This window comes from Staphylococcus pseudintermedius (genome assembly GCF_034042775.1).
GTDB lineage: Bacteria > Bacillota > Bacilli > Staphylococcales > Staphylococcaceae > Staphylococcus > Staphylococcus pseudintermedius.
In genome coordinates this window covers 291516-313357 of the sequence record NZ_CP120150.1, presented here as the reverse complement: position 1 = coordinate 313357, position 21842 = coordinate 291516, and the positions used below count along the sequence as shown (strand labels likewise).

24 protein-coding genes are annotated in these 21842 nt (G+C 40.4%); 10 read left to right on the top strand and 14 right to left on the bottom strand.

Features of this window, described 5'->3' with window-relative positions; all coding sequences use genetic code 11:
* Positions 1 to 146: 146 nt before the first annotated feature.
* The 5 genes from P3U61_RS01260 to P3U61_RS01240 form a co-directional block, all read right to left on the bottom strand.
* Positions 147 to 869 carry a helix-turn-helix domain-containing protein gene (locus P3U61_RS01260; protein WP_199569128.1) on the bottom strand — a complete coding sequence of 241 codons (723 nt, stop codon included), beginning with the start codon at positions 867 to 869 and terminating at the stop codon, positions 147 to 149.
* A gap of 29 nt (positions 870 to 898) precedes the next feature.
* Positions 899 to 1864 (bottom strand): alpha/beta fold hydrolase, encoded by a 966-nt coding sequence (locus tag P3U61_RS01255; RefSeq protein WP_199597018.1) that lies wholly within the window; start codon positions 1862 to 1864, stop codon positions 899 to 901.
* 625 nt (positions 1865 to 2489) lie between these two features.
* Positions 2490 to 2819 (bottom strand): antibiotic biosynthesis monooxygenase, encoded by a 330-nt coding sequence (locus P3U61_RS01250; RefSeq protein WP_015729670.1) that lies wholly within the window; start codon positions 2817 to 2819, stop codon positions 2490 to 2492.
* Between the two features lie 170 nt (positions 2820 to 2989).
* A complete protein-coding gene (locus P3U61_RS01245; RefSeq protein ID WP_015729671.1) occupies positions 2990 to 3292 on the bottom strand; it encodes a hypothetical protein in 303 nt (100 codons plus the stop codon).
* Positions 3293 to 3421: 129 nt separating this feature from the next.
* Complete coding sequence (locus P3U61_RS01240; RefSeq protein ID WP_096536255.1) at positions 3422 to 4810, bottom strand: NAD-dependent succinate-semialdehyde dehydrogenase; 1389 nt, start codon at positions 4808 to 4810, stop codon at positions 3422 to 3424.
* A gap of 152 nt (positions 4811 to 4962) precedes the next feature.
* Here P3U61_RS01240 and P3U61_RS01235 point away from each other — a divergent pair, with 152 nt between their 5' ends.
* Entirely contained in the window at positions 4963 to 5313 is a 351-nt protein-coding gene (locus P3U61_RS01235; RefSeq protein ID WP_015729673.1) for a zinc ribbon domain-containing protein YjdM, read from the top strand.
* A gap of 66 nt (positions 5314 to 5379) precedes the next feature.
* On the opposite strand, the gene dhaM is transcribed toward P3U61_RS01235, so the two are convergent.
* From dhaM to deoC, 9 genes are all read right to left on the bottom strand, one after another.
* Entirely contained in the window at positions 5380 to 5739 is a 360-nt protein-coding gene (gene dhaM / locus P3U61_RS01230) for a dihydroxyacetone kinase phosphoryl donor subunit DhaM (protein WP_014612912.1), read from the bottom strand.
* Positions 5736 to 6317, bottom strand: coding sequence for a dihydroxyacetone kinase subunit DhaL (gene dhaL / locus P3U61_RS01225; RefSeq protein WP_014612911.1), 582 nt, complete (start codon positions 6315 to 6317; stop codon positions 5736 to 5738). The genes dhaM and dhaL overlap by 4 nt, the downstream gene beginning before the upstream one ends.
* A 22-nt stretch (positions 6318 to 6339) precedes the next feature.
* Positions 6340 to 7302 carry a dihydroxyacetone kinase subunit DhaK gene (gene dhaK, locus P3U61_RS01220; protein WP_096533816.1) on the bottom strand — a complete coding sequence of 321 codons (963 nt, stop codon included), beginning with the start codon at positions 7300 to 7302 and terminating at the stop codon, positions 6340 to 6342.
* 166 nt (positions 7303 to 7468) lie between these two features.
* Positions 7469 to 8170: an antiholin-like protein LrgB gene (gene lrgB / locus P3U61_RS01215; RefSeq protein WP_014612909.1), complete on the bottom strand. Its 702-nt coding sequence runs from the start codon at positions 8168 to 8170 to the stop codon at positions 7469 to 7471.
* Positions 8163 to 8597: an antiholin-like murein hydrolase modulator LrgA gene (gene lrgA, locus P3U61_RS01210; protein ID WP_014612908.1), complete on the bottom strand. Its 435-nt coding sequence runs from the start codon at positions 8595 to 8597 to the stop codon at positions 8163 to 8165. The genes lrgB and lrgA overlap by 8 nt, the downstream gene beginning before the upstream one ends.
* 797 nt (positions 8598 to 9394) lie before the next feature.
* Entirely contained in the window at positions 9395 to 10129 is a 735-nt protein-coding gene (locus tag P3U61_RS01205) for a response regulator transcription factor LytR (RefSeq protein ID WP_014612907.1), read from the bottom strand.
* Positions 10130 to 10132: 3 nt separating this feature from the next.
* Positions 10133 to 11884: a sensor histidine kinase gene (locus tag P3U61_RS01200; protein WP_096533412.1), complete on the bottom strand. Its 1752-nt coding sequence runs from the start codon at positions 11882 to 11884 to the stop codon at positions 10133 to 10135.
* A gap of 475 nt (positions 11885 to 12359) precedes the next feature.
* Positions 12360 to 13538: a phosphopentomutase gene (gene deoB / locus P3U61_RS01195; protein WP_014612904.1), complete on the bottom strand. Its 1179-nt coding sequence runs from the start codon at positions 13536 to 13538 to the stop codon at positions 12360 to 12362.
* A gap of 33 nt (positions 13539 to 13571) precedes the next feature.
* A complete protein-coding gene (deoC, locus tag P3U61_RS01190) occupies positions 13572 to 14234 on the bottom strand; it encodes a deoxyribose-phosphate aldolase (protein WP_014612903.1) in 663 nt (220 codons plus the stop codon).
* A gap of 330 nt (positions 14235 to 14564) precedes the next feature.
* On the opposite strand from deoC, the gene P3U61_RS01185 reads away from it, so the two are divergent.
* From P3U61_RS01185 to hisIE, 9 genes are read left to right on the top strand one after another with little or no spacing between them, the layout of a single operon-like run.
* Positions 14565 to 15374 (top strand): ATP phosphoribosyltransferase regulatory subunit, encoded by an 810-nt coding sequence (locus P3U61_RS01185; RefSeq protein ID WP_199569127.1) that lies wholly within the window; start codon positions 14565 to 14567, stop codon positions 15372 to 15374.
* 15 nt (positions 15375 to 15389) lie between these two features.
* Positions 15390 to 16004, top strand: coding sequence for an ATP phosphoribosyltransferase (gene hisG, locus P3U61_RS01180; protein ID WP_063284764.1), 615 nt, complete (start codon positions 15390 to 15392; stop codon positions 16002 to 16004).
* On the top strand, positions 15994 to 17253 hold the full coding sequence (gene hisD / locus P3U61_RS01175; protein ID WP_014612900.1) for a histidinol dehydrogenase: 1260 nt from the start codon (positions 15994 to 15996) through the stop codon (positions 17251 to 17253). The genes hisG and hisD overlap by 11 nt, the downstream gene beginning before the upstream one ends.
* Positions 17250 to 18263: a pyridoxal phosphate-dependent aminotransferase gene (locus P3U61_RS01170; protein ID WP_110160726.1), complete on the top strand. Its 1014-nt coding sequence runs from the start codon at positions 17250 to 17252 to the stop codon at positions 18261 to 18263. Before hisD ends, P3U61_RS01170 begins: the two co-directional genes overlap by 4 nt.
* On the top strand, positions 18247 to 18828 hold the full coding sequence (gene hisB, locus P3U61_RS01165; protein ID WP_014612898.1) for an imidazoleglycerol-phosphate dehydratase HisB: 582 nt from the start codon (positions 18247 to 18249) through the stop codon (positions 18826 to 18828). The genes P3U61_RS01170 and hisB overlap by 17 nt, the downstream gene beginning before the upstream one ends.
* On the top strand, positions 18825 to 19400 hold the full coding sequence (hisH, locus tag P3U61_RS01160) for an imidazole glycerol phosphate synthase subunit HisH (RefSeq protein WP_110161233.1): 576 nt from the start codon (positions 18825 to 18827) through the stop codon (positions 19398 to 19400). The genes hisB and hisH overlap by 4 nt, the downstream gene beginning before the upstream one ends.
* Entirely contained in the window at positions 19393 to 20097 is a 705-nt protein-coding gene (gene hisA / locus P3U61_RS01155; RefSeq protein ID WP_014612896.1) for a 1-(5-phosphoribosyl)-5-((5-phosphoribosylamino)methylideneamino)imidazole-4-carboxamide isomerase, read from the top strand. Before hisH ends, hisA begins: the two co-directional genes overlap by 8 nt.
* The gene (gene hisF, locus P3U61_RS12220; protein WP_014612895.1) at positions 20094 to 20858 is read left to right on the top strand and encodes an imidazole glycerol phosphate synthase subunit HisF; all 765 of its coding nucleotides are present in this window, start codon (positions 20094 to 20096) and stop codon (positions 20856 to 20858) included. Before hisA ends, hisF begins: the two co-directional genes overlap by 4 nt.
* A complete protein-coding gene (gene hisIE, locus P3U61_RS12215) occupies positions 20849 to 21478 on the top strand; it encodes a bifunctional phosphoribosyl-AMP cyclohydrolase/phosphoribosyl-ATP diphosphatase HisIE (RefSeq protein WP_070407496.1) in 630 nt (209 codons plus the stop codon). The genes hisF and hisIE overlap by 10 nt, the downstream gene beginning before the upstream one ends.
* Positions 21479 to 21842 lie beyond the last annotated feature (364 nt).

Here is a 21842-nt window from a genome sequence, read left to right as displayed (position 1 = left end):
CTTATCCACTTCATCCATGCAATTCAACGTGTTTTTGAAGCGCTTACAAATTTTCACAGCCGATGCACATTCCATTTTAAAAACGAGACAAAAAGCAAGTGCGCAACATTATCAGACTCGCATGTCACGCACTCAATCCTCATTATTTAATTGGTTGTATCGTAAATTTCTGTACAATATCCTTTGAAGCCACAGTTCGGGCAAGTCAACAGTCTTGTTTGAGACGTATGCGGTGCAAATAACCATGTTCGATATGGCGGTTTAAACTGCTGTTGGCAATTTGGACACATGTAACTGACTTGCTGATAGTACGTATGTGTCATTTTTTGGGCTACTGTAATTGCACTTCCAAATCCTAAAACGGCTGGCCATAATTGACGATATTTCCAACTCAAGCCAATACCAATCACTTCAAATAATGTGGCTGTCGTTCCCATCAAAAACATGTGTTTCACGAGACGTTGATGTTGTGGTTTTTGTTTCATCGCATCTTCAATGTCAGATAGATTTTTAACAGGTGCACGTGATGAATCCAGTATCATCTGTTGCATTTGCTTCATTTGTTTCAGTTGCTGTTGTTGTTGTCCTATTTCCGCCTCAGTTTCTTCTACTTTTCGTGTCACTAAAGTACGTACCGTTTGAAGTGTACCATCCACTGACAACATTTGCTTAATCTCTTTAAGCGTGAGACCTAATGACTTCATCACTAAAATTAGGCGCAACTGTTCCACCTCATGCTCTGTATACATGCGATATTGATTATCGTCTATATAGGCAGGTTTTAAGATGTGTTGAAGATCATAATACTGAATGGTTCTTTTTGTAAGTCCAAACATATTCGCAAGTTCACCTGTCGAATAATGTGACATCGATTTCACCTCCATACTTCATGTATAGCCTATGACGTCACGTGACGGTCAACAATTTCATGCATAATTTCGATCATTCTTTCAGGCTCATCGACAAATGGGGCGTGCGCAGTATCTTGAAAAGCGTAAAAACGTTTTTCTGCAGAACCGACATGCTCAAAAAAAGCTTTACTGTCTTCGTATGTCGTCTGCATGTCGTGAACCCCTTGTAAAACATAAAATGGGACCTTTATTTCCTGGGCAATATCATTCAAATTCGTATGTGCCATTTCACTAGTTAAATGTTCAAACGTGGACAAACTACCTCTGACAATATTAATTCTTTCTATCAAACGGTAATATGGCGTTTGCATCATCACACGAAACATGCGCCAAACGGAATAGCCACGACTTGAAAAACCGACATGATAACGTGCCGTATAGCGTTGTCTTGCCTTTTCATATTGGCAATCTTTGTTAAAATCACGCGTTAAATGGATTGCGCTTAATCGTTTGATTGCACGTTGATTGCGTTCTTCATATGCTAGAAAGCGTAAATGCTGCAAAATACATTGCTCATTATGAAATACGTCCCCGAGTTGCCCCATCCCAATGTATGCTGCAATATATTCTGGATAGCGATGCGCGAGATGTGTTCCAATAATGGTACCGAATGAGTGACACATCAAATACACTTGTTCTTGTTGAAAATGATGCCGTAAAAATTGAATCAGTTGATACGAGTCAGAGATTAAATCCGCCATTTCAACTGTTTCACGGGTATAAGACATACCTGTGCCACGTTGATCCCAAAATACAACTGTATAACGATCAGTTAAGTCAATATGATGTGCTCTAAAAAAGGAATAAAGCGGAAATCCTGGCCCGCCATGGACTACGAGTAATATCGGTTTAGCTGTGCCTCTTGATTCAATAATGATTCCTTGTCGATGGCCATTTAATGTCAAATAGTGTTTCTGAATTGTACGTCCATCTCGTTCTATATATGTTTTCATTTCTACACCTCGCATCTTTAGATATCATTATAATCTATTTTGAGCGATTTGTAGTATTTCTAGGTTAAGGAAAGGACAATCATACAAAAAATCAAAACACAAAAACAGGCTAGGACATTATTTTCCTAGCCTTTATCTATTCATTAAAGATTATCAAACAGCATAAAAAAGAAGATGAATTGGATAAAAAATTGATGCTATTGCTTTTCTTAATTCCATAAACTTGCCCTATGTTACTGTATTTGATGTAAGATTGCCCAGAAGGCTGAGACTCCCGAGGGATAAGTTAAAGGCTAAACAACGTCATTTAACTTTAAAAGTGGCTACCGTTTAACGCAGTAGCTGTCTGACTTCTCAATGCGCATGCTTTTGAGAAGTCTAGTCAGCCTTGCGGGGGCAGTACAACGAAATCTTTGTTACACATGAGATTTCTGTACTGCTCCCAAAATCCAATTCGGCTACCACCAAATGTACACTATAATCAAGCCGAATTGAGTTGAAGGGCCAGCCCATAGGAAAGATCAGCCATAAAGGCAATCAAAAACCAATCGTAGCGAGAGGCCAAGTTAAACAAAATGTTGCATCAATAGCATCAATTTTTTTATTCCATTCCCTTTCCATCTATCTATGCATGTGCTTTTTCATAATGATAACCAATTTGATATGTAGACACTTTATTCTTCAAAATCGGGCTTTCTTTCTCTTCATGATGCTGCCTAACATTTTTATGTGACGCTTTAAACACATCTGAGCCTAACCATTCACGAAATGCAGCCTCAGATTGCCAAACCGTTAAAATTTTCACTTCATCATATTCTTTTAAACCATTCGTTTGTGTTACATACATTTCGATGAATCCATCAATCGTCTCAATACCTTGACGACGGTGGAATCGCTTCATTGTTGCCTCAGCTGTACCTTTTTGTAATGTCAACTTGTTTTCTGCCATAAACATTGGACTTCATCTCCTTTTACGCATTCGCCCTGATTGCGACTGCACCCTTATTGTATCTATCTCCAAATGAGGTACCTTGATTGTCAATTCGATACAGACCCACTGTTCAATTGATAACTTCTTTCATTATAATTGATAAAGATTATCATTATCAACTGGAATTTTGTGATTTACCTATTTTTAAATTTTTTTGTCAGATAATGCAACCCGATTGAATATATGATAACCCAACAGAAAACACCTATAATGAAAACAACGGTATAAAAATGATACAAATAAAAGCCTAAGCTCCAAACAAATAATATAGCTATCATCATTTCCGTCCAAATCAACCATCGTCTCCGAACAGTATCACGATAGCGTTCATCAATTTGTTCAAAGTCGATATTGGCAATCAAAACATCTAATTTAAACATATGAATCACGAGCAAAAGTATAAAAAGAAAACCTAAAATGGCAAGTAAAATAATCATTGAGCTACTCCTTTTTTATACGATTTTAGTTAATAAAAGCATAACATAAATAAAGAATTTAAAGGAGGATTCGATAATAAAAAGACCGGAAGATATGTTCTCCCAGCCTTTAGTTGATTCAATCAATCGTTATTTAGTTTTTGTACCGATTGAGAGGTATTTAGTCTCTAGATAAGGTTCGATGCCTTCAATACCACCTTCACGGCCGTAACCACTTTCTTTCACACCACCAAATGGCGCATGCGGTGCGGATGGTGCACCGTCATTCCAACCTACGACACCGTAATGTAAGTTGTTGTAAATATAAAGTCCTGTACGATAATCGTTTGTGAAGAAGTAAGATGCCAATCCAAATTCTGTATCATTCGCTAAATGAATCGCTTCATCAATATCAGCAAAACGCATTACAGGCGCTACTGGACCGAATGTTTCTTCGTGCATACATTTCATATCATGGTTAACATTCGTAATGACTACTGGTTTTAAGAAGTTACCACCTAGCGCTTGAATGTCCTCTAATTCACGTGATAATTGACCGCCATGTTCAACCGCATCTTGAATGTGATCGAGTACTTTATCGACGCCTTTTTGGTTAATGAGTGGTCCAATTTTCACATCTTTCTCCATACCGTCCCCTACTTTTAAGGCATGGACTTGTTCAATGAGTTGTTTTTCGTATTCTTCTGCAATGTCTTCGTGTACATAAATACGGTTGGCACAAATACAAGTTTGGCCTGCATTTCTAAATTTTGTTTTAATCGTTTGTTCGACTGCATGTTCAATGTCGGCATCTTTATGCACGATAAGTGGTGCCAGACCGCCGAGTTCCATTGTGACATTTTTTACAGATGCTGCTGATTGTTCGATTAACTTTTTACCGACGGGTGTAGAGCCTGTGAATGTCACTTTGTTGATCAGTTCATGTTCAGTGAAAATTTTCCCTGCTGTTTTACCACTTGCTAAAATGTATGAAATCGCATCTTCAGGAATGCCCGCTTCATGTGCTAATTCGACTAAACGAATCGTCGTCATGGGCGTTTGTGTCGCTGGTTTACATACGATTGTACAACCTGCTGCGAGCGCGGGTGCCATTTTACGTGTAATCATTGCAGCTGGGAAGTTCCACGGTGTAATGGCCCCTACAACCCCAACCGGAAATTTATCCACTAAAATTTTCTTATCTGGCGAATTAGCCGGAATCGTTCGACCGTAAATGCGCTTCACTTCTTCAGCATACCAATCCACATAACCAACAGCGTAATCCACTTCACCTAATGCTTCTTGATAAGGCTTGCCCCCTTCAAGTGTAATCAATTCTGCTAATGCTTCACGGTTCTCTTTAATTAAAGTTGACCATTGCCATAATAAACGTGAACGTTCATGCGCATCGACTTCACGCCATGATAAATACGCTTCATACGCACGTTCAATTTTATGATGAATTTCAGCTTCTTCTGTAAATGCATAAGTTTTAATAACTTCTCCTGTTGAAGGGTTTTCTACATCAAACTTTGTCATCTTCCATCCCTCTTTCTTTTAGTTAGTGACCGTATGACACTTCATTGCGTCTCATACAATTATCGTAACATGTCGTTAAATTTGTTACATACTTTTCACTCAGAATGTGTTAGATTAGATTTATATTTTTAATGAAAGTAGTTGATTCTAACATGACAACCGCAATCCCAAACTGTCCGCAGTGTGATTCTGAATATACTTACGAAGATGGCGGACTTTACATTTGCCCGATGTGTGCGTATGAATGGACAAACGATACACTCGAAGCAGCTGCTGAACAAGCCGTCATCCGTGATGCAAATGGTAATCCACTTCAAGATGGTGACACGGTGTCAGTCATTCGCGATTTAAAAATCAAAGGCAGTTCTCAAATGATTAAACAAGGAACGAAAGTAAAAAATATTAAACTCGTTGACCCTGAAGACGGCCACGATATCGACTGTAAAATTCCTGGTTTTGGACAAATTGGTTTAAAATCTGAAGTTGTGAAAAAAATTAAATAACGTTAAAAAATAGGACAACATTGTCGTGCGATACGCGCTCAAGCTGTCCTATTTCTATAGATGTTATTAAAATGCTTCGTCGACAGATGCAATGGCTTCATCTATCGTTTGACCTGTCGATAAGGCAACTGCCGCAATGAAACTGCCTTCTACAATTGGGGCATCCACTTTTTCAATACGATGTGTCCCCGTATACATTTCAATCGCCATATCCAAATTCATTTCTGATGAACCAATATCAAAAAAACAAATCGCATCATCGTTTATATCATTTAACACTGCGGAAATGTCATCAAAAGACGTACCAATTTCACCTTCGATCCCACCAATCGCAACGACATTCACATCTTGTGCCATTTGTGCTAGGAGTTCTTGTGTACCTTCTGCAATTTTATCACTGTGACTCACTAAAACGATTTGTGTCACGCTTCATCAGCTCCTATCAGTGCATTTAAAATGTAAACACTACTTTGTGCACCAGGATCAATATACCCGATTGAGTCTTTTTTAAAATATGAAGCACGGCCTTTCGTCGCTTCGATATCACGTGTCGCATCCGCATATGATTGTAACGTCGCTAAATCGACAGTCTCACCTTGTTCTACCGCTTCTCTCGCACGTGCAATGACGTCATACATTGTTTTTTCATTTAAAGTTACTTTACCGCGTTGGGCTACAGCTTCTTCAAATGCTTTTAACAATTCGACTAAGTTGTCATGATCAATCTCATCATTTGCAACTTGCGCCATTTTAACAAAACTAAAACCGTATAATGGTCCAGACGCGCCGCCCACTTTTGACATGAGCGTCATACCTGTCGTTTTGAATAAAGCTTGCATCGAGCTGTCGTCTAATTGGTCAGGAAGCGCTTCAAAACCACGTCGCATATTCACGCCGTGGTCCCCGTCACCAATCGCACGGTCTAACTCTGTCAAAGCCTCTTCTTCTGTTTCAAATGTTTCTTTTAATGCAAGTAATCGTTCTTTTAAAGTTGCTACGTCCATCTTGGAAACCTCCTGGATTATGTTAAAAAAATCGACTTGTTGTAGGTGCGCGAAATGCTGATAATATGTGTTCATCATAAGGAACAAATGTTAATGAAAAGCCTTGCATATCGAGTGATGTCATATAATCACCTACAAACCATCCTTTTACAGTCTTTCCTTCTTGTTCTAACTGTAATGCGACATATTTCGTCACAATATCTAATTCTGATAATGGTGTACCGCCCATGCCATTGACCATGACAATCAATTCATCGCTTGCCACTTCGGCTTTCAATTGTTCAATCAAACGTTGCACAATTTGTTCTACCGGTTCAACTGGTACACGTTCTAACCCACGTTCACCGTGAATACCAATGCCGATTTCCATTTCACTCTCTTCAATATCGAAACCATACTTACCTGTCGTTGGTACAGCAGGCGGTGTTAATGCCATCCCAATCGTACGAATTTGATCAATCAATGCTTCGACTTCAGTTTTCAGCTCTGTTAATTTCTTACCACGTTCTGATAAATAACCGGCATATTTATGAACAAAGACCGTTCCCGCAACACCGCGACGTTTTTCAACATCATCAATCGCAATGTCATCACCTACGACGACCATTTCGACTTGAATGTCTTCCATCGCTGCCATATCTTTAGCCATTTCAAAGTTCATGACGTCACCTGCGTAATTTTTAACAATAAGTAATACACCGTCTCCATTGTCCACCGCTTTAATAGCTTCTAACACTTTATCCGGTGTCGGCGAGGTAAACACTTCACCACATACCGCAGCATCTAACATACCTTCACCAACATAGCCTGCATGTGCAGGTTCGTGACCACTGCCGCCACCAGAAACTAATGCGACACCAGACGTTTTTTTATGCTGACGTACAACGACCGTATCTGCAATGACATCAATGTTCGGATTTGTAATTTTCAACCCGTCTAGCATGTCTTGCAAAAAGTGCGTCTTATCCTGGATTAACTTTTTCATTTGCTCACCTTCTATCCTATTTTCTTCTATTATAAGTTTTACAATGAAAACGTTCACGCAAAAACTATTGTGATATATTTGACAATTCTGTATACAAAAAAGTTGTACAGACGCGCATTCCAACTTACACGTACTGTACAACATTTTTTATGCTATTGAATTGTGTCTAGAAGAAGATAAGTGTCAAAATCGGAACAACTGCTACAACGACAACCCCAACCAGTACAATCGCGATGCTCGCCATTGACTCCTCTACTGGTCCTAATTCTTTTGCTGCCGCTACACCTAACGTATGTCCGCTCGTTCCTAAAGATAAGCCTCTCGCAATCGGATCATCAATGTGGAACCATTTCAATAATTTATTACCTAACGCATAAATAATGACCGCATTTAAAATAACCGCTAATGATGTCAACTCTTTAATACCGCCAATGCCTTCTGATACAGGTAGTGCAATCGCTGTTGTTGCTGCTTGCGGAAGCATGGATGCGATAATGTCACTACCGAATTGAAGTGCTTTTGCGACAAAGAAAATACCAACAAGTGCCAATACAGTACCAATCCCAATACCGCCGATAATACGGTGCCAATGTTTCACCAAGACATCACGCTTTTTGTATAAAGGAATCGCAAATGAAATTGTCGCTGGTCCGAGGAAGAAATTAATGATATCCCCACCAATTTTATACTTTTCATATGGAATACCTGTAAAGTGTAAGAACGCTACTCCGAAAACCATCGCAACAAAGAGTGGTGCGAATAAGAAAAAGCCATTTGTTTTCTTAAAAAGTACAGTTGCGATTAAAAATGGAATCACTGATAATAAAATACCGAAATACGGTGTGTCTATAGCGAGATGATTAACCATGTGAATGCGCTCCTTTCACTTTCGCTTTCGTACGCGGCGGTGTTGCTACTTTATCTTTCGTCGTCATACGCATTAAAATTTGTGACGCAAAGCCTGTAAATACAAGTAGTAGAATTGTTGAAATAATAATCAAGCCAATAATGAGAATCGGACTTGCACTAATAATGTCTAATGAATTTACAACTGAAATCCCAGCAGGCACGAATAAAAAGCCAATATTATTCGTTAACGCTGTGCCTACTTTTTCAACTTGACCGAGCTTGATCACACCTGTACATAATAAAACGAACAATAATACGAGCCCTATCACTGATGCCGGCATAGGAATCGGCATAAATGATTCAATAATACTTGAAACAAACAACACTGATGCAATCACTAACACTTGATGTAAAAAACTATACGTTTTCTCTTCTTTTTGTTTCACTTTTACAACCTCCCGTGCGTCTCTGATTGACTTCATTATATTATGAAAAAATTCACATATACCGTTTTCATCGCGAAATGCAAAAAAAGGGGCGTGAAATACAAAATCACACCCTTGTCCAACAACCACACTATTTAAATGTCATATAGTGGCGCAAAGCATACTTTTTTAAACTCACTCAACTTTCAGCAATCCGAACCTGTTCCCTTTCACTGAACACTATATATGAGGGGGTAAATAGTTGACCGGTGTCATCGCCTCGGAAAGCGCAACACGATTCAAGCTCTCGCACTATCCTTTCTCTCCTCGAATACTGAAGGGGGGCTTTGTTTCATGAGGTGCAGTTTCGTTCTAATCATTTCAACCCACCATTGACCAGCTTGAGGCACTTACCCAGACTGCAAGAATCGTGCAAGACTCCCGAGGGATAAAATAAATATCTAAATATGATTTCTACTCTTTAATAGTGGTTCCTGTTTATCGCAGTAGCTGTCTGACTTCTCAATGCGCTCGCTTTTGAGAAGTCTAGTCAGCCTTGCGGGGGCAGTACGACGAAATCTTTGTTACACATGAGATTTCTGTACCGCTCCCAAAATCCAATTTGGCTTCCATCCTGCGTACATCTCAATCAAGCCGAATTTAGTTGGAGGGGCAGCCCCTTGGAAAGCGCAGCACGATTCAGCAGTCAACGATTACCCCAAAACCACAAATGTATCTTCAAGTATTTCTAAAATACCACTCATGAAATCAAAGAGTGAGACACATCAAACCGACTGTCTCACTCCTCATCATTCCACTCACAGCTTTAAACCCATCGCCTGCTTAAACTTCTTCATATACGACCGACTCACCTGCATCTTCACCCCATCCGTCAAAGTCACCATGTACGTCGAATTAAACCAATGCTCAATCGCCTCAATATGCTGTCGATTGATCACATTCGACCGATGAATCCGAATAAACTGTGCCTCATCCAATCGCTTCTCATACGCACTCAATGGCTCATGTGTCTCATACTCACCTTGCGTCGTATAAATCGTGGTCACACCTTGATTGACCGAAATACCAATCACGTCAACAGGGTTCAGCATATGAATACGCTCACCAATTTCAATCGGTAAAGGTTGCGTTACTTTCACAGCTGAATGTGGCACATGCATGTCTTCGTACTTTTCCTGCTGTGCACGCACTTTTGCCACAGCTTGCGCAATGCGAGATTGATCGAATGGCTTCATAATATAATCTGTCGCATTCAGTTCAAACGCCTGTACCGCAAATTGGTCATGCGCTGTCGCAAATACAATCGCAGGCGGTGCTTTCATCTTCTGTATTTTTTTACCTAATTCAATCCCATTTTCATTCATTAAATTAATATCTAAAAACACCAAATCATATTCGTTTACTAATAACGCTTCAATCGTTTCGCTCACATTTTCCGCTTCATCTAAAACATCAAATCCTCCGATACGATTCAATAAATATATCAATTCATTACGCGCGAGTGGTTCATCATCAACAATTAATGCACGCATGACTTAATCCTCCTTCTGTTGATAAGGTAACGTACACCATACGCACGTCCCTGTGTCATCACTATCAAAATGTAGCGCGGCTTGCTCACTGAACAAACCTTTTAATCTTAAATTTAAATTTTCTAAAGCACTACCCGTTCCTGACTCTGACTCGACCACTTTTTGGCCCAATTGCGTCAATTTATCTGGTGGAATCCCACGTCCATTGTCACTCACTTCAATATAGAGTTGTTGCGCATCTTTTAATCGTGCCCCGACTTTAATTGTGTTGCCTTTTTTACGGTTTGGAAACGCATGTTTGACTGCATTTTCCACTAAGATTTGAATTAAAAATGGTGGCACAGATGCTTGTTTCACCTTTTCTGGCACATCAAAAGTCACATCGAATCGTCCTGGAAAACGCGCTTGTTCGAGTGATAAATAAGCCGTCACTTGACTTAACTCTTTCTCTAAAGTGATTGTGTTTTGACGCGAACCTTGTAAATTTGAACGAAAGAAATGGCTCAACTCGAGTAATAATTCTCTCGCTTTTTCACTATCAATACGTACTAATGCTGAAATCGTATTCATCGCATTAAAAAAGAAATGCGGGTTCACTTGTGCTTGAAGGGATTTAATCTCCGCATCTTTCAACAACTTACTTTGCATCTCTGCTTCTCCCAGTTCGATTTGACTACTAAAAATCTCCGCCAAACCTTCTGCTAACTGTCGTTCGACAAACGTTAAATTGGTCGGATTCGTAAAGTACATTTTTAACGTCCCTGTCACTTTCCCGTGCATTTTAAGTGGAATCACTAGCGCGGCATGCAGTGGACAATGCGGATGCGTGCAACCAATTTCCTCTTTCGTATGCACTTCTTTAAGCTCACCAGTTTGTAGTACCGCTTTAGATAAATGCGTAATAATTTCTTTTTTAGGAATGTGATGGTCACTCCCCGCCCCCACATGTGCCAAAATGTCATGTCGATTCGTAATAGCGACGGCCGATACTTTCATCAAATCTTTAATAATCATCGCCACGTGTTTTGCGGAGTCTTCATTGAGCCCCTCTTTAAAATAAGGCAACGTTTGATTGGTCAATTCTAATACATCATGTGTTTGAACGGCACGCATTTGTTCTTCTTGCTTCAAAGTTGAACTGATGATAGACATAAAAATCGCTGTACCTGCACTATTAACGACAATCATCGGCAGTCCAATCAAAGCAATCAAGTCCATCGCATACTGTTTGTCTTGGGCGAACGAAAAAATACAAATCATCTGGACAATTTCCATCATACCACCGATCAATGCACTTCTCGCAATCGTTGGATATTGGTGTTGTTCGAGCGCTTGACGTCCATAATATCCAGAAATAAGTCCAATAAATAGGGAAGAAATTAAATATGTATATGCTTCTGCACCACCCATATAAAGGCGAAAAATACCAGATAAAATGCCGACAAACACACTGACAAAAGGTCCTCCTACCAGTCCTGCGACACCGATTGTCAGCACACGTGTATTCGCTAAAGAAACATTATCATCTAATTGAAAATAAATGCTCCCCGCTAAAATATCGCCATTTTTAATGACGATACCCGTAAAGTTAGACAACAGCGCAAAGAGGCTAAAGACGATACACAATTGCCACTTTGATGCCCATGCTTGTCGCTGTTGCATCGTATGCTTGAAGTATTTTGAGTTCATTAATATGTACGCCAATATAATAATGAGTCCGACACGCTCCAAAAGTAATATCGTTAAATTAAACATCGATTTTGGCTCCTTTTGCAATGATGAGACTTTTTGAAACTTTATTCTAGTTTATCACAACACAACAAACATGCCCGATAGATAGAATGACTATTTTTTTACAGTTACAATGATTTAATATAGAAAAATACGCCACGATCTAACTTTTGTCAGATAATGACGATGCTGTATGTGTAAGTGTTTTTTTATAAAAGATGATTAAGCAGGGGTTTCTACATGTTTTGTACTGTGATGCCTTCCAGTTGATGTGTTTACAATGGGGATGTCAACTTCCTTCAATCCTTACTGCCGTTAAAGATATTCCTTTTAAAACATTGATTCCTACCATATTAACAAAAATATAAACGATTGATAATATAATAAGTGACTTTGTATAAATAAAGTTCAAGCCGGTAGTTCACGTCCATTTAACACTTAACATTCAAAATAAAAAAGCAGCCGACACCTATTTACAGGTATCAGCCACTTCTCTCAATTATTTCAATTCATTTAAATAGCTACGTCCAAACTCAGGCAATGTTACGCCAAAGTTATCGGCAATTGTTGCACCGATTGAACTAAATGTTGTATCGCCTTCTAATGCTTGTCCGCCTTTAAACTTCGGACTATACATGATGACTGGAATGTACTCACGTGTATGATCTGTCCCCGGTGCTGTTGGGTCATTCCCGTGGTCCGCTGTAATAATCAATAAATCGTCTTCATGCAATGCATCCATCAATTCTGGTAAGCGATTATCAAATTCTTTAATCGCTTGTGCATAGCCTGGCTTATCACGACGGTGGCCATATAATGCATCAAAGTCAACTAAGTTTAAAAAGCTTAATCCTTTAAAGTCTTTGTTGACGATATTCATGAGTTGATCCATGCCATCCATATTACTTTTCGTACGTACGGCTTCAGTTACACCTTCACCATCATAAATATCGTTAATTTTACCAATCGCAATGACATCATAGTCATTTTCTTTTAACGTATTCATCACTGTTTTACCAAATGGCTTCAAGGCATAATCATGACGGTTACTTGTACGTGTGAAGTTACCGGGTTCGCCAACATATGGACGCGCAATGATACGTCCAATTAAATATTTCGGATCTTTTGTCAGTTCACGGACTTTTTCACAAATGTCATACAACTCTTCTAACGGAATGACATCTTCGTGTGCAGCAATTTGAAGCACAGGGTCAGCAGAAGTATAGACGATTAAGTCTCCTGTCTTCATTTGATGTTCGCCCCACTCGTCAATAATTTGTGTACCCGATGCTGGGCGGTTTGCGACAACTTTACGGCCTGAAAGTTGTTCGATTTCTTGAACTAACTCTTCTGGAAAACCTTCTGGATACACTTTGAACGGTTGCATAATGTTCAAGCCCATAATTTCCCAGTGGCCTGTCATCGTGTCTTTACCGACTGACGCTTCACTTAATTTTGTATAATACGCTAAAGGATGATCAACAGCGTCAATCACTGGTAATGGCGCAATATTCCCTAAGCCTAACTTTTCAAGGTTTGGTAACTTTTGATCAAATCCTTCAAGCGTATGTTTTAAAGTGTGTGAGCCTTCATCGTTAAAGTCTTTAGCGTCTGGGCCCTCTCCAATCCCAACTGAATCCATCACAATTAAATGAACGCGTTGAAAAGGTACTGTCATCTTAATCACTCCCACATTTATTGAATTCTTTGATTAATAATCTGAATCTACTTCTAAACCTTGCATAATTTGTACGCCGGCACTTGCACCGATACGTGTTGCACCTGCATCAATCATTGCTTTGAAGTCTTCTAAGTTACGTACGCCACCAGCTGCTTTCACTTCTACTGATTCGCCGACTGTATCTTTCATTAACTTCACATCTTCAGGTGTAGCGCCACCCGTAGAGAAGCCTGTTGATGTTTTCACGAAATGGGCACCTGCTGCTTTAGTTAGTTCAGATGCTTTTACTTTTTCTTCTTCAGTTAAAAGTGCTGTTTCGATAATGACCTTAACTGTTTTACCTTCTGCAGCTTTAACGACCGCTTCAATATCTTTTTGCACGTCATCATAACGTTGGTCTTTTAATGCACCAATGTTGATCACCATGTCAATCTCATCTGCGCCTTTACGGATCGCATCTTCTGTTTCAAATACTTTTGTTTCCGTCGTGTTCGCACCTAATGGGAAACCGATCACTGTACATACGAGCACATCTGAATCTGCTAATTTTTCTGCAGCATAAGCGATGTGTGTTGGGTTAATACAAATCGATTTGAAATGATATGCTTTTGCTTCCTCAATAATTTTGTCAATTTGTGCACGTGTTGATTCTGGTTTTAACAACGTGTGATCAATATATTTTTCGAAATTCATACGGAACGCTCCTTATTGATATAATTTCTTGACCCTCTCAATTATACAATTAGATGCTTCAAAATACGATTTTTTTATTTTGAGTCGATTGCGATAAATTGGTAATGAATATGTGCAACGCATGCTCGTGCTTGAACCATTATGGCATGGCATATTGCCGTGTACAAATCGAACAATTTTGAGACAGTCTGATGATGATGACGGCAAGTAGCCGAAACTAAAAATAAAATATTCAGAAAAATGTGTTGAAATCTGAAAATCTCTGTGCTACCATTGTCATATTCTATTCAAATACTTTAACTTGGTAGAGAACGAAAGCGAGGGTGGATAATGGGACAACCTTTCATACAAAATAAACAATATGAAATTGACTTTTTAAAGTTAGCAACAGCCAATGATTTCGAACCAATTGAGACTGCTTTTATCGAAACACTCGTGTGGGATGAACTGTCTCCAGATGATTTAAAACAAATGAAAGAGCGCAGTGTGTGGCAGGCAGATGATACTTTGTTTGCTTTACGCAATGATTTCACCGATCAACTTGTGCGCTATTATCAACATTATCAACTTAATCATTCCGCTGTGGCTTATACGGGGCCGATTGTGCGACACCATCAAGTCCAAACACAACTTGGTCTGGAATGTTATCGCCCACATATTCAAGAAATGTACCATGCTTTTGAGACGTTCCAACAATTTATCTCGCAACACTTACAAGATGAAATTCAATATGTCGTGATTGGGCATTACCAGCTCATCGATTTATTGCTTGAGCATCAAGCTGAACGTGAACAGCTACTGACATGGGTTGAACAGCGTAATATTTCGGCACTCAAATCCGCTCTTGGCATGAGTCATCCGCTCGTACGGTTATTACTCACACCGACACATCAGCAACTGGAACTTTTAAATACGTTATATCCACATGATCACGTCATTATTCGCAGTTTGAATCGTTGGCAAACATACTTCAAATCGCTTCACATCGACACGATTCATCTGGATATTACACCGCAAGCTCCACGTTCATACTATAAGGAGGCGTTTATTCATGCACACCTTCTAAACAGTGGTCGAACGCTATCAGGAGGCTATTATAACGGGCCGCTAGAGGGTTTCGGTTTAGGGTTAACATTATAACGAGGAGGAATCACTGTGCTTACGATCGCATTAGCTAAAGGTCGCCTGCTCAAAAGTTTTATCGCCTATTTAGAATCACAAGGTCAAAACGATTTGGCAGCACAATTAAAGTCTAGAGAACGCCAGCTTCAAATTAAAGTATCGCCTTTCCATTTTTTATTCGTCAAAGGCAATGACGTCCCTATCTATGTCGAACAAGGCATTGCTGATATTGGCATTACAGGCAGTGATATTCTCAACGAAGCGCAATACGACGTCAATCAACTGCTTGCACTTCCTTTTGGCCAATGTCACTTTTCAGTCGCAGCATTTGACGAGACAACGGACTATCGCAAAGTCGCAACTTCTTTTCCTAAAACAGCAAGAGATTATTTTAAAGCGACAGGACGTGATGTCGAACTGATCGAATTATCCGGCTCTATCGAACTTGCTTGTGTGATTGGCATGGTCGACGGCATCGTTGACATTGTTCAAACAGGGACGACATTGCGTTCGAACGGGTTAGTCGAAAAAGAACATATTACAGATATTCAAGCGCAACTCATTACGAATCGACAAAGTTTTTTCACCCAATCATCAGAAATTGATGCATTTATTAACATGTTAGGAGTGTCGCTCATTGATCGTTAATAGCCAAACCTTTTTACAACAATTCGAAACAACAGAAACATTCAATCCTGAAATTCACGCACAAGTCACTGCCATTTGTGAACGCGTGCGACGTGAAGGAGACCTAGCATTACATGACTATAATCAACAATTTGATGGCATCAAGGTGGAGGCGTTGGAAGTGCCACAAGCTGACATTGCAGCAGCGTACCACAATATAGATGAAGATTTACGTCACGCACTTGAGCATAGTTTCCGAAGAATTCGCGATTATCAAACACAAATCAAATACGAAAACCAATACGCGACACCTGAACTTTATGAAGTGTATCACCCGATTGAACGTGTCGGTATATATGTGCCAGGCGGTAAAGCGAGCTACCCTTCCACTGTATTAATGACGGCCACACTCGCGAAAGTAGCCGGTGTGAAAAACATCAGTGTCGTCACGCCGCCTCAGCAGAATGGTGTTGCACCGAGTGTACTCGCAGCATGTCATATTGCTGGTGTGGATCATGTGTATCAAGTCGGCGGTGCACAAAGTATTGCAGCACTCGCTTATGGTACAGAAACCATCCCGAAAGTCGATAAAATTGTCGGTCCAGGTAATCAATATGTCGCCTATGCGAAAAAAGCATTGTATGGCGAAGTCGGTATCGATCAAATTGCGGGACCCAGTGAAATTGCATTGATAATTGATGATACATGTAACTTAGAAGCAGTTGTCTATGATGTATTTGCTCAAGCAGAACATGATGAAATGGCGCGGACATTTGTCATTTCAACAGATTTGGCATTGCTCGAAAGTTTAGAAAGCCGTATCCAACAAACACTTAACGGTGCACCACGTCATGACATTTTAAAAGTCAGTTTGAAAGATAATCACTATCTCATTCACGCGACTGATTTTGAAGACAGTTGTCATGTGATGAATACTATTGCACCAGAGCATGCATCAATTCAAACCGCGCAGCCTGAAAACTATTTGCCACATATTCACTATGTTGGCAGCCTATTCTTAGGTGGCTATGCGCCGGAAGCGATTGGAGACTATATTGCGGGACCAAGCCACGTTCTACCTACACAACGGACAGCCCGCTTTCAACACGGTTTATCGGTCAATGACTTTTTAACAAAACATACGGTGGTTCACTTATCAGAAGCAACCTATGAAAAAACGTATCGAGATGCAGCACGTATCGCTCAAGATGAACAACTGTATCACCACCAAAAATCATTAGAAATTAGACAAAGAGGTGACAACGCATGATTCGTATGAACAAAAATGAAAGTCCGATCAAACCACTATCGACAGAAACATTAACCAAACTCATCGAAAAGTGTGACTATCACCTCTATCCTGACGTGGCGTATGATCGTTTTCGTAAAGCTTATGCGCGATACTATGGTAATACTTTCACACGCGAACAAATCACTTGTGGCAATGGCTCTGATGAACTGATTCAAAAGTTAATGCTCATCATGCCAGATGGACCATGTTTAACGCTCAACCCCGACTTTTTCATGTATCAAGATTACGCGCGCCAAGTGAACCGCGATATTCAATTTGTGGATGCTACACCAGAGTTATCTTTTCCAGTTGAAGCCGTATTGGACAAGATTGAAGCGGTACAGCCGAGTTTCTTCATATTAAGTAATCCACACAATCCGACTGGTCACCGTTTTGATGAAAGTTATTTGCTGGCCGTTGCCAATCGCATGAAACAACTCGGAGGCTATCTCGTCATTGATGAAGCGTATATTGATTTTTCAACACCGCTCGATATTGCGTTAGAAGATCACATTTTGGTCATGCGCACATTGTCGAAAGCTTATGCGATGGCTGGGTTGCGTCTCGGTGTGTTAATTGGCACAGAAAAAACGATTCAACTTGTTCGACAAATTGAACACCCTTACCCGCTCAGTGCGCTCACAATGGCAATCGGTATTCAACTATTCGAAAACCAAGCAGACACTGAAGCATTCATTGCACACCAACGTCATTTAAGCTCACGGTTGAAAGCTATATTACAACAATATGCCAGTCCACATATGACGATTTATCCGAGTGAGACCAACTTTGTGCTAACTGCTGGACCTCAAGCAATGGTACTCGGACGCCATGTGGAACAACACGGCTTTCTCCCACGTTTTTACAATGACCCATCTGAAGCAACGATGGCAGGATTTGTCCGCTATTCCATTGCGACAGAAGCCCAGCTAGACCGTTTTGAACAAGTCGTCAAAGAATGGAGTGAACGTCATGACATATCAAATTAACCGTGAAACGAAAGAAACTAAAATTGCCATTGAACTTTCAGAAGCGCAAGAAACAAGTCATATCGATACAGGTGTCGGCTTTTTAGATCATATGTTGACACTACTCAGCTTTCACAGTGGCCTGTACTTCAATATTCATGTCGATGGCGATACGTGGGTGGATGATCACCATACAACTGAAGATATCGGTATCGTACTCGGTCAATTATTGTTACAACTGACGCGCGATAAAAAACATTTCGAGCGTTACGGCCAACAATATTTACCAATGGATGAAACATTAGCCCGTGCTGTTGTCGATATTAGTGGACGTCCTTATTTAAACTTTAATGCGTCATTCAGTAAAGAAAAGGTCGGGCAGTTTGATACAGAGTTAGTTGAAGAATTTTTTAGAGCGTTAGTCATCAATGCGCGACTCACGGTACACATCGATTTACTGCACCAAGGCAATACACACCATGAGATTGAATCAGTATTCAAAGCGTTCGCCCGCGCCTTAAAACAAGCATTGCGCCCATCACAAGAAGCACGTATCCCTTCGTCTAAAGGTGTGATTGAATCATGATTGTCATTGTAGATTACGGATTAGGCAATATTTTAAATGTCCAACGTGCCGTACAACATCTCGGCTATGATGTCGTCGTCTCACGTGATCCTGCAGTCATTGAACATGCCGAACAGCTCATTTTACCAGGGGTCGGTCATTTTAAAGACGCCATGCAAGCCATTGACCGTTATGAACTGGCGCCATTATTGAAACGACAACAAAAGCCCATTATTGGTATCTGTCTCGGGATGCAATTGCTCTATGCTTTTAGCGATGAAGGTCATGTCCCTGGGCTCGGCTTTTTCGAAGGTCATGTTCGTGCGATAGACACGCCTTACACAGTGCCTCATCTCGGTTGGAATCAGTTAAAAAGCGACGTCCCGAGTTTAGATAAAGACGTCTATTATGTGCATACGTACCAAGCGCCGATGAATGACGATGTTGTCGCCTATACAGATTACGGCACTCAAATTCCTGGTATCGTCCAACGCGGTCCATATATCGGCATTCAATTTCACCCTGAAAAAAGTGGGAATTATGGCTTGGACATCTTAGCACAAGCATTAAAAGGAGGATGGCAACATGATTAAAATTTGGCCTGCCATTGATTTAATTGAAGGTAAAAGTGTGCGCTTGACCGAGGGAGATTACAGCACTTCAGAGGCGATGACGAGAAGCGCAGAAGACAGTATTCAATTTTACAATCAATTCGAAAGTGTCGACCGCATTCACATTATCGACCTCATCGGCGCCAAAGCACAACGCGCGATTGAAATGGATTATATTCAACAACTCATTCAAGCGAGTGATAAACCAATTGAAGTCGGGGGTGGCATTCGTGATGAGGCTACGTTGCGACGCTATTTTGATTCAGGTGTCGATTACTGTATTGTCGGCACACAAGCAATTACGAATACAGCATGGCTCGCTGAAATGAGTCAGTTATTTCCTGGGAAAATTTATGTATCCGTCGATGCATATCGCACAGCAATCAAAATTAACGGTTGGACAGAAGATGCTGCGTTAGACTTATTTGACTACGTCGCTCAAATCGAGACATTCCCGTTAGGTGGCGTTATTTACACAGATATTTCGAAAGATGGTAAATTAGCAGGTCCGAACTTTGAAATCACCGCTCAACTTGCACAAGCGACATCGTTACCTGTCGTCGCATCAGGAGGCATTCGTGATCGACAAGATCTTGAAAGACTTGAAGCTTCAGGTGTTACTGCTGCAATTGTCGGTAAAGCTGCAAATCAAAGCACATTTTGGGAGGGATTAAGTTGATTAAAAAACGAATCATTCCTTGCCTCGATGTGAAAGATGGCCGCGTCGTAAAAGGCATTCAATTTAAAGGTTTAAGGGACATCGGTGATCCCGTTGATCTAGCCATGTACTATAACGAAGCCGGTGCCGATGAACTCGTCTTTTTAGATATTTCCAAAACTGAGCGGGGCCATGCTTTAACGTTAGACATTATCCAACAAACTGCCGAGCAACTGTTTATCCCATTAACGGTCGGGGGCGGTATTGCTTCACTCGATGACATTTCTGATTTGTTAAAGCATGGTGCCGACAAAGTATCACTTAATTCAGCAGCACTCAATAACCCTGAACTCATCCGTCAAGCGAGCGAAAAGTTTGGACGACAATGCATTTGTATCGCCATCGACAGTCAATATGATCCAAAGTTAGATGATTATTTCTGTTGTACACACGGCGGTAAAAAGCGCACTGATAAACGGGTGTATGATTGGGTCCAAGAAGTCGAATCACTCGGGGCTGGTGAGCTTCTCGTCACAAGCATGGATTTTGATGGGATGAAACAAGGCTTTGACCTTAAACATTTGAATGGGATTGCTGAACGCGTCAATATTCCAATTATTGCGTCGGGGGGTGGTGGCAAGGCACGTCACTTTACCGAACTTTTCACACAAACCCCTGTCTCAGCAGGACTTGCGGCAAGTATATTACACGACAAAGAAACGACTGTTCACGAAATCAAACAAGAACTCGAAAATGGAGGTGTGCCTGTCAGATGGCCTTAAAACCAGATTTTTCAAAAGGATTACTCCCTGTCATTTTACAAGATGCCGATACAAAACAAGTGTTGATGTTAGGTTATATGAATGAAGAAGCGTTCCAAAAAACGGTAGAAGAAGAAGTCGCTTGGTTTTATTCGCGCTCCAAAGGTCGTCTATGGAAAAAAGGCGAATCTTCAGGACACATTCAAAAAGTTAAAGATATGTATTTAGATTGCGATCAAGATACATTATTGCTGTTTGTCGAACCGATGGGCCCAACATGCCACACCGGTGCACAGAGTTGTTTTGGAACAGAAGGTGGTTTTAAAGTGCAACAACTTGAAGAAACGGTTGCAACACGTGCACAGGAAGCAGATAGTGGCTCGTATACACAGTACTTACTCAATGAAGGTAAAGAGAAAATTACGAAGAAGTTTGGTGAAGAAGCATTTGAAGTCGTGATTGCGGCGATGAAAGATGATCGTGATGAATTGATTGCGGAAAGTGCGGATTTATTGTATCACTTGTTCGTATTACTTCAAGCGCAAGATGTGACATTTGCAGAAGTGGAAGCGTTGTTGGGGGAACGGCATGAGAAACGTAATAATTTTAAAGGTGAACGTCAAGATATTGAAGAATGGTAGGTTGCGTACATTGTCGTAACATTCAGATTGCTGAACCATTCTGCGCTTTCCGAGTCACTGAAACCTCAACTCAATTCTGCTTGATTGAAATGTTATAAAAAAGTAGTGGATTTTCGGGAGCAGTACAGAAATCTTTGTTACACATAAGATTTCTGTACTGCTCCCGCAAGGCTAACTAGTCTTCTCAAAAGCATCATCATTGAGAAGTCAGACAGCCACTGTGTTAAACAGTCACCACTATCAAAATGAAAAACAATGACTTCAGATATCATCTATCCCTCAGGAGTCTCGCTCACGTTCAATCGCATCATCCCCTTTTCAAAAAATACCTACTTTGATTTAATGAATAGACATTTATATCTTA

Coding starts and splice junctions, on each gene's coding strand:
- P3U61_RS01260 (WP_199569128.1), bottom strand. CDS start 869: ATGTCACATTATTCGACAGGTGAACTTGCGAATATGTTTGGACTTACA.
- P3U61_RS01255 (WP_199597018.1), bottom strand. CDS start 1,864: ATGAAAACATATATAGAACGAGATGGACGTACAATTCAGAAACACTAT.
- P3U61_RS01250 (WP_015729670.1), bottom strand. CDS start 2,819: ATGTTTATGGCAGAAAACAAGTTGACATTACAAAAAGGTACAGCTGAG.
- P3U61_RS01245 (WP_015729671.1), bottom strand. CDS start 3,292: ATGATTATTTTACTTGCCATTTTAGGTTTTCTTTTTATACTTTTGCTC.
- P3U61_RS01240 (WP_096536255.1), bottom strand. CDS start 4,810: ATGACAAAGTTTGATGTAGAAAACCCTTCAACAGGAGAAGTTATTAAA.
- P3U61_RS01235 (WP_015729673.1), top strand. CDS start 4,963: ATGACAACCGCAATCCCAAACTGTCCGCAGTGTGATTCTGAATATACT.
- dhaL (WP_014612911.1), bottom strand. CDS start 6,317: ATGGACGTAGCAACTTTAAAAGAACGATTACTTGCATTAAAAGAAACA.
- dhaK (WP_096533816.1), bottom strand. CDS start 7,302: ATGAAAAAGTTAATCCAGGATAAGACGCACTTTTTGCAAGACATGCTA.
- lrgB (WP_014612909.1), bottom strand. CDS start 8,170: ATGGTTAATCATCTCGCTATAGACACACCGTATTTCGGTATTTTATTA.
- P3U61_RS01205 (WP_014612907.1), bottom strand. CDS start 10,129: ATGCGTGCATTAATTGTTGATGATGAACCACTCGCGCGTAATGAATTG.
- P3U61_RS01200 (WP_096533412.1), bottom strand. CDS start 11,884: ATGTTTAATTTAACGATATTACTTTTGGAGCGTGTCGGACTCATTATT.
- deoB (WP_014612904.1), bottom strand. CDS start 13,538: ATGACAGTACCTTTTCAACGCGTTCATTTAATTGTGATGGATTCAGTT.
- deoC (WP_014612903.1), bottom strand. CDS start 14,234: ATGAATTTCGAAAAATATATTGATCACACGTTGTTAAAACCAGAATCA.
- P3U61_RS01185 (WP_199569127.1), top strand. CDS start 14,565: ATGGGACAACCTTTCATACAAAATAAACAATATGAAATTGACTTTTTA.
- P3U61_RS01170 (WP_110160726.1), top strand. CDS start 17,250: ATGATTCGTATGAACAAAAATGAAAGTCCGATCAAACCACTATCGACA.
- hisB (WP_014612898.1), top strand. CDS start 18,247: ATGACATATCAAATTAACCGTGAAACGAAAGAAACTAAAATTGCCATT.
- hisH (WP_110161233.1), top strand. CDS start 18,825: ATGATTGTCATTGTAGATTACGGATTAGGCAATATTTTAAATGTCCAA.
- hisA (WP_014612896.1), top strand. CDS start 19,393: ATGATTAAAATTTGGCCTGCCATTGATTTAATTGAAGGTAAAAGTGTG.
- hisIE (WP_070407496.1), top strand. CDS start 20,849: ATGGCCTTAAAACCAGATTTTTCAAAAGGATTACTCCCTGTCATTTTA.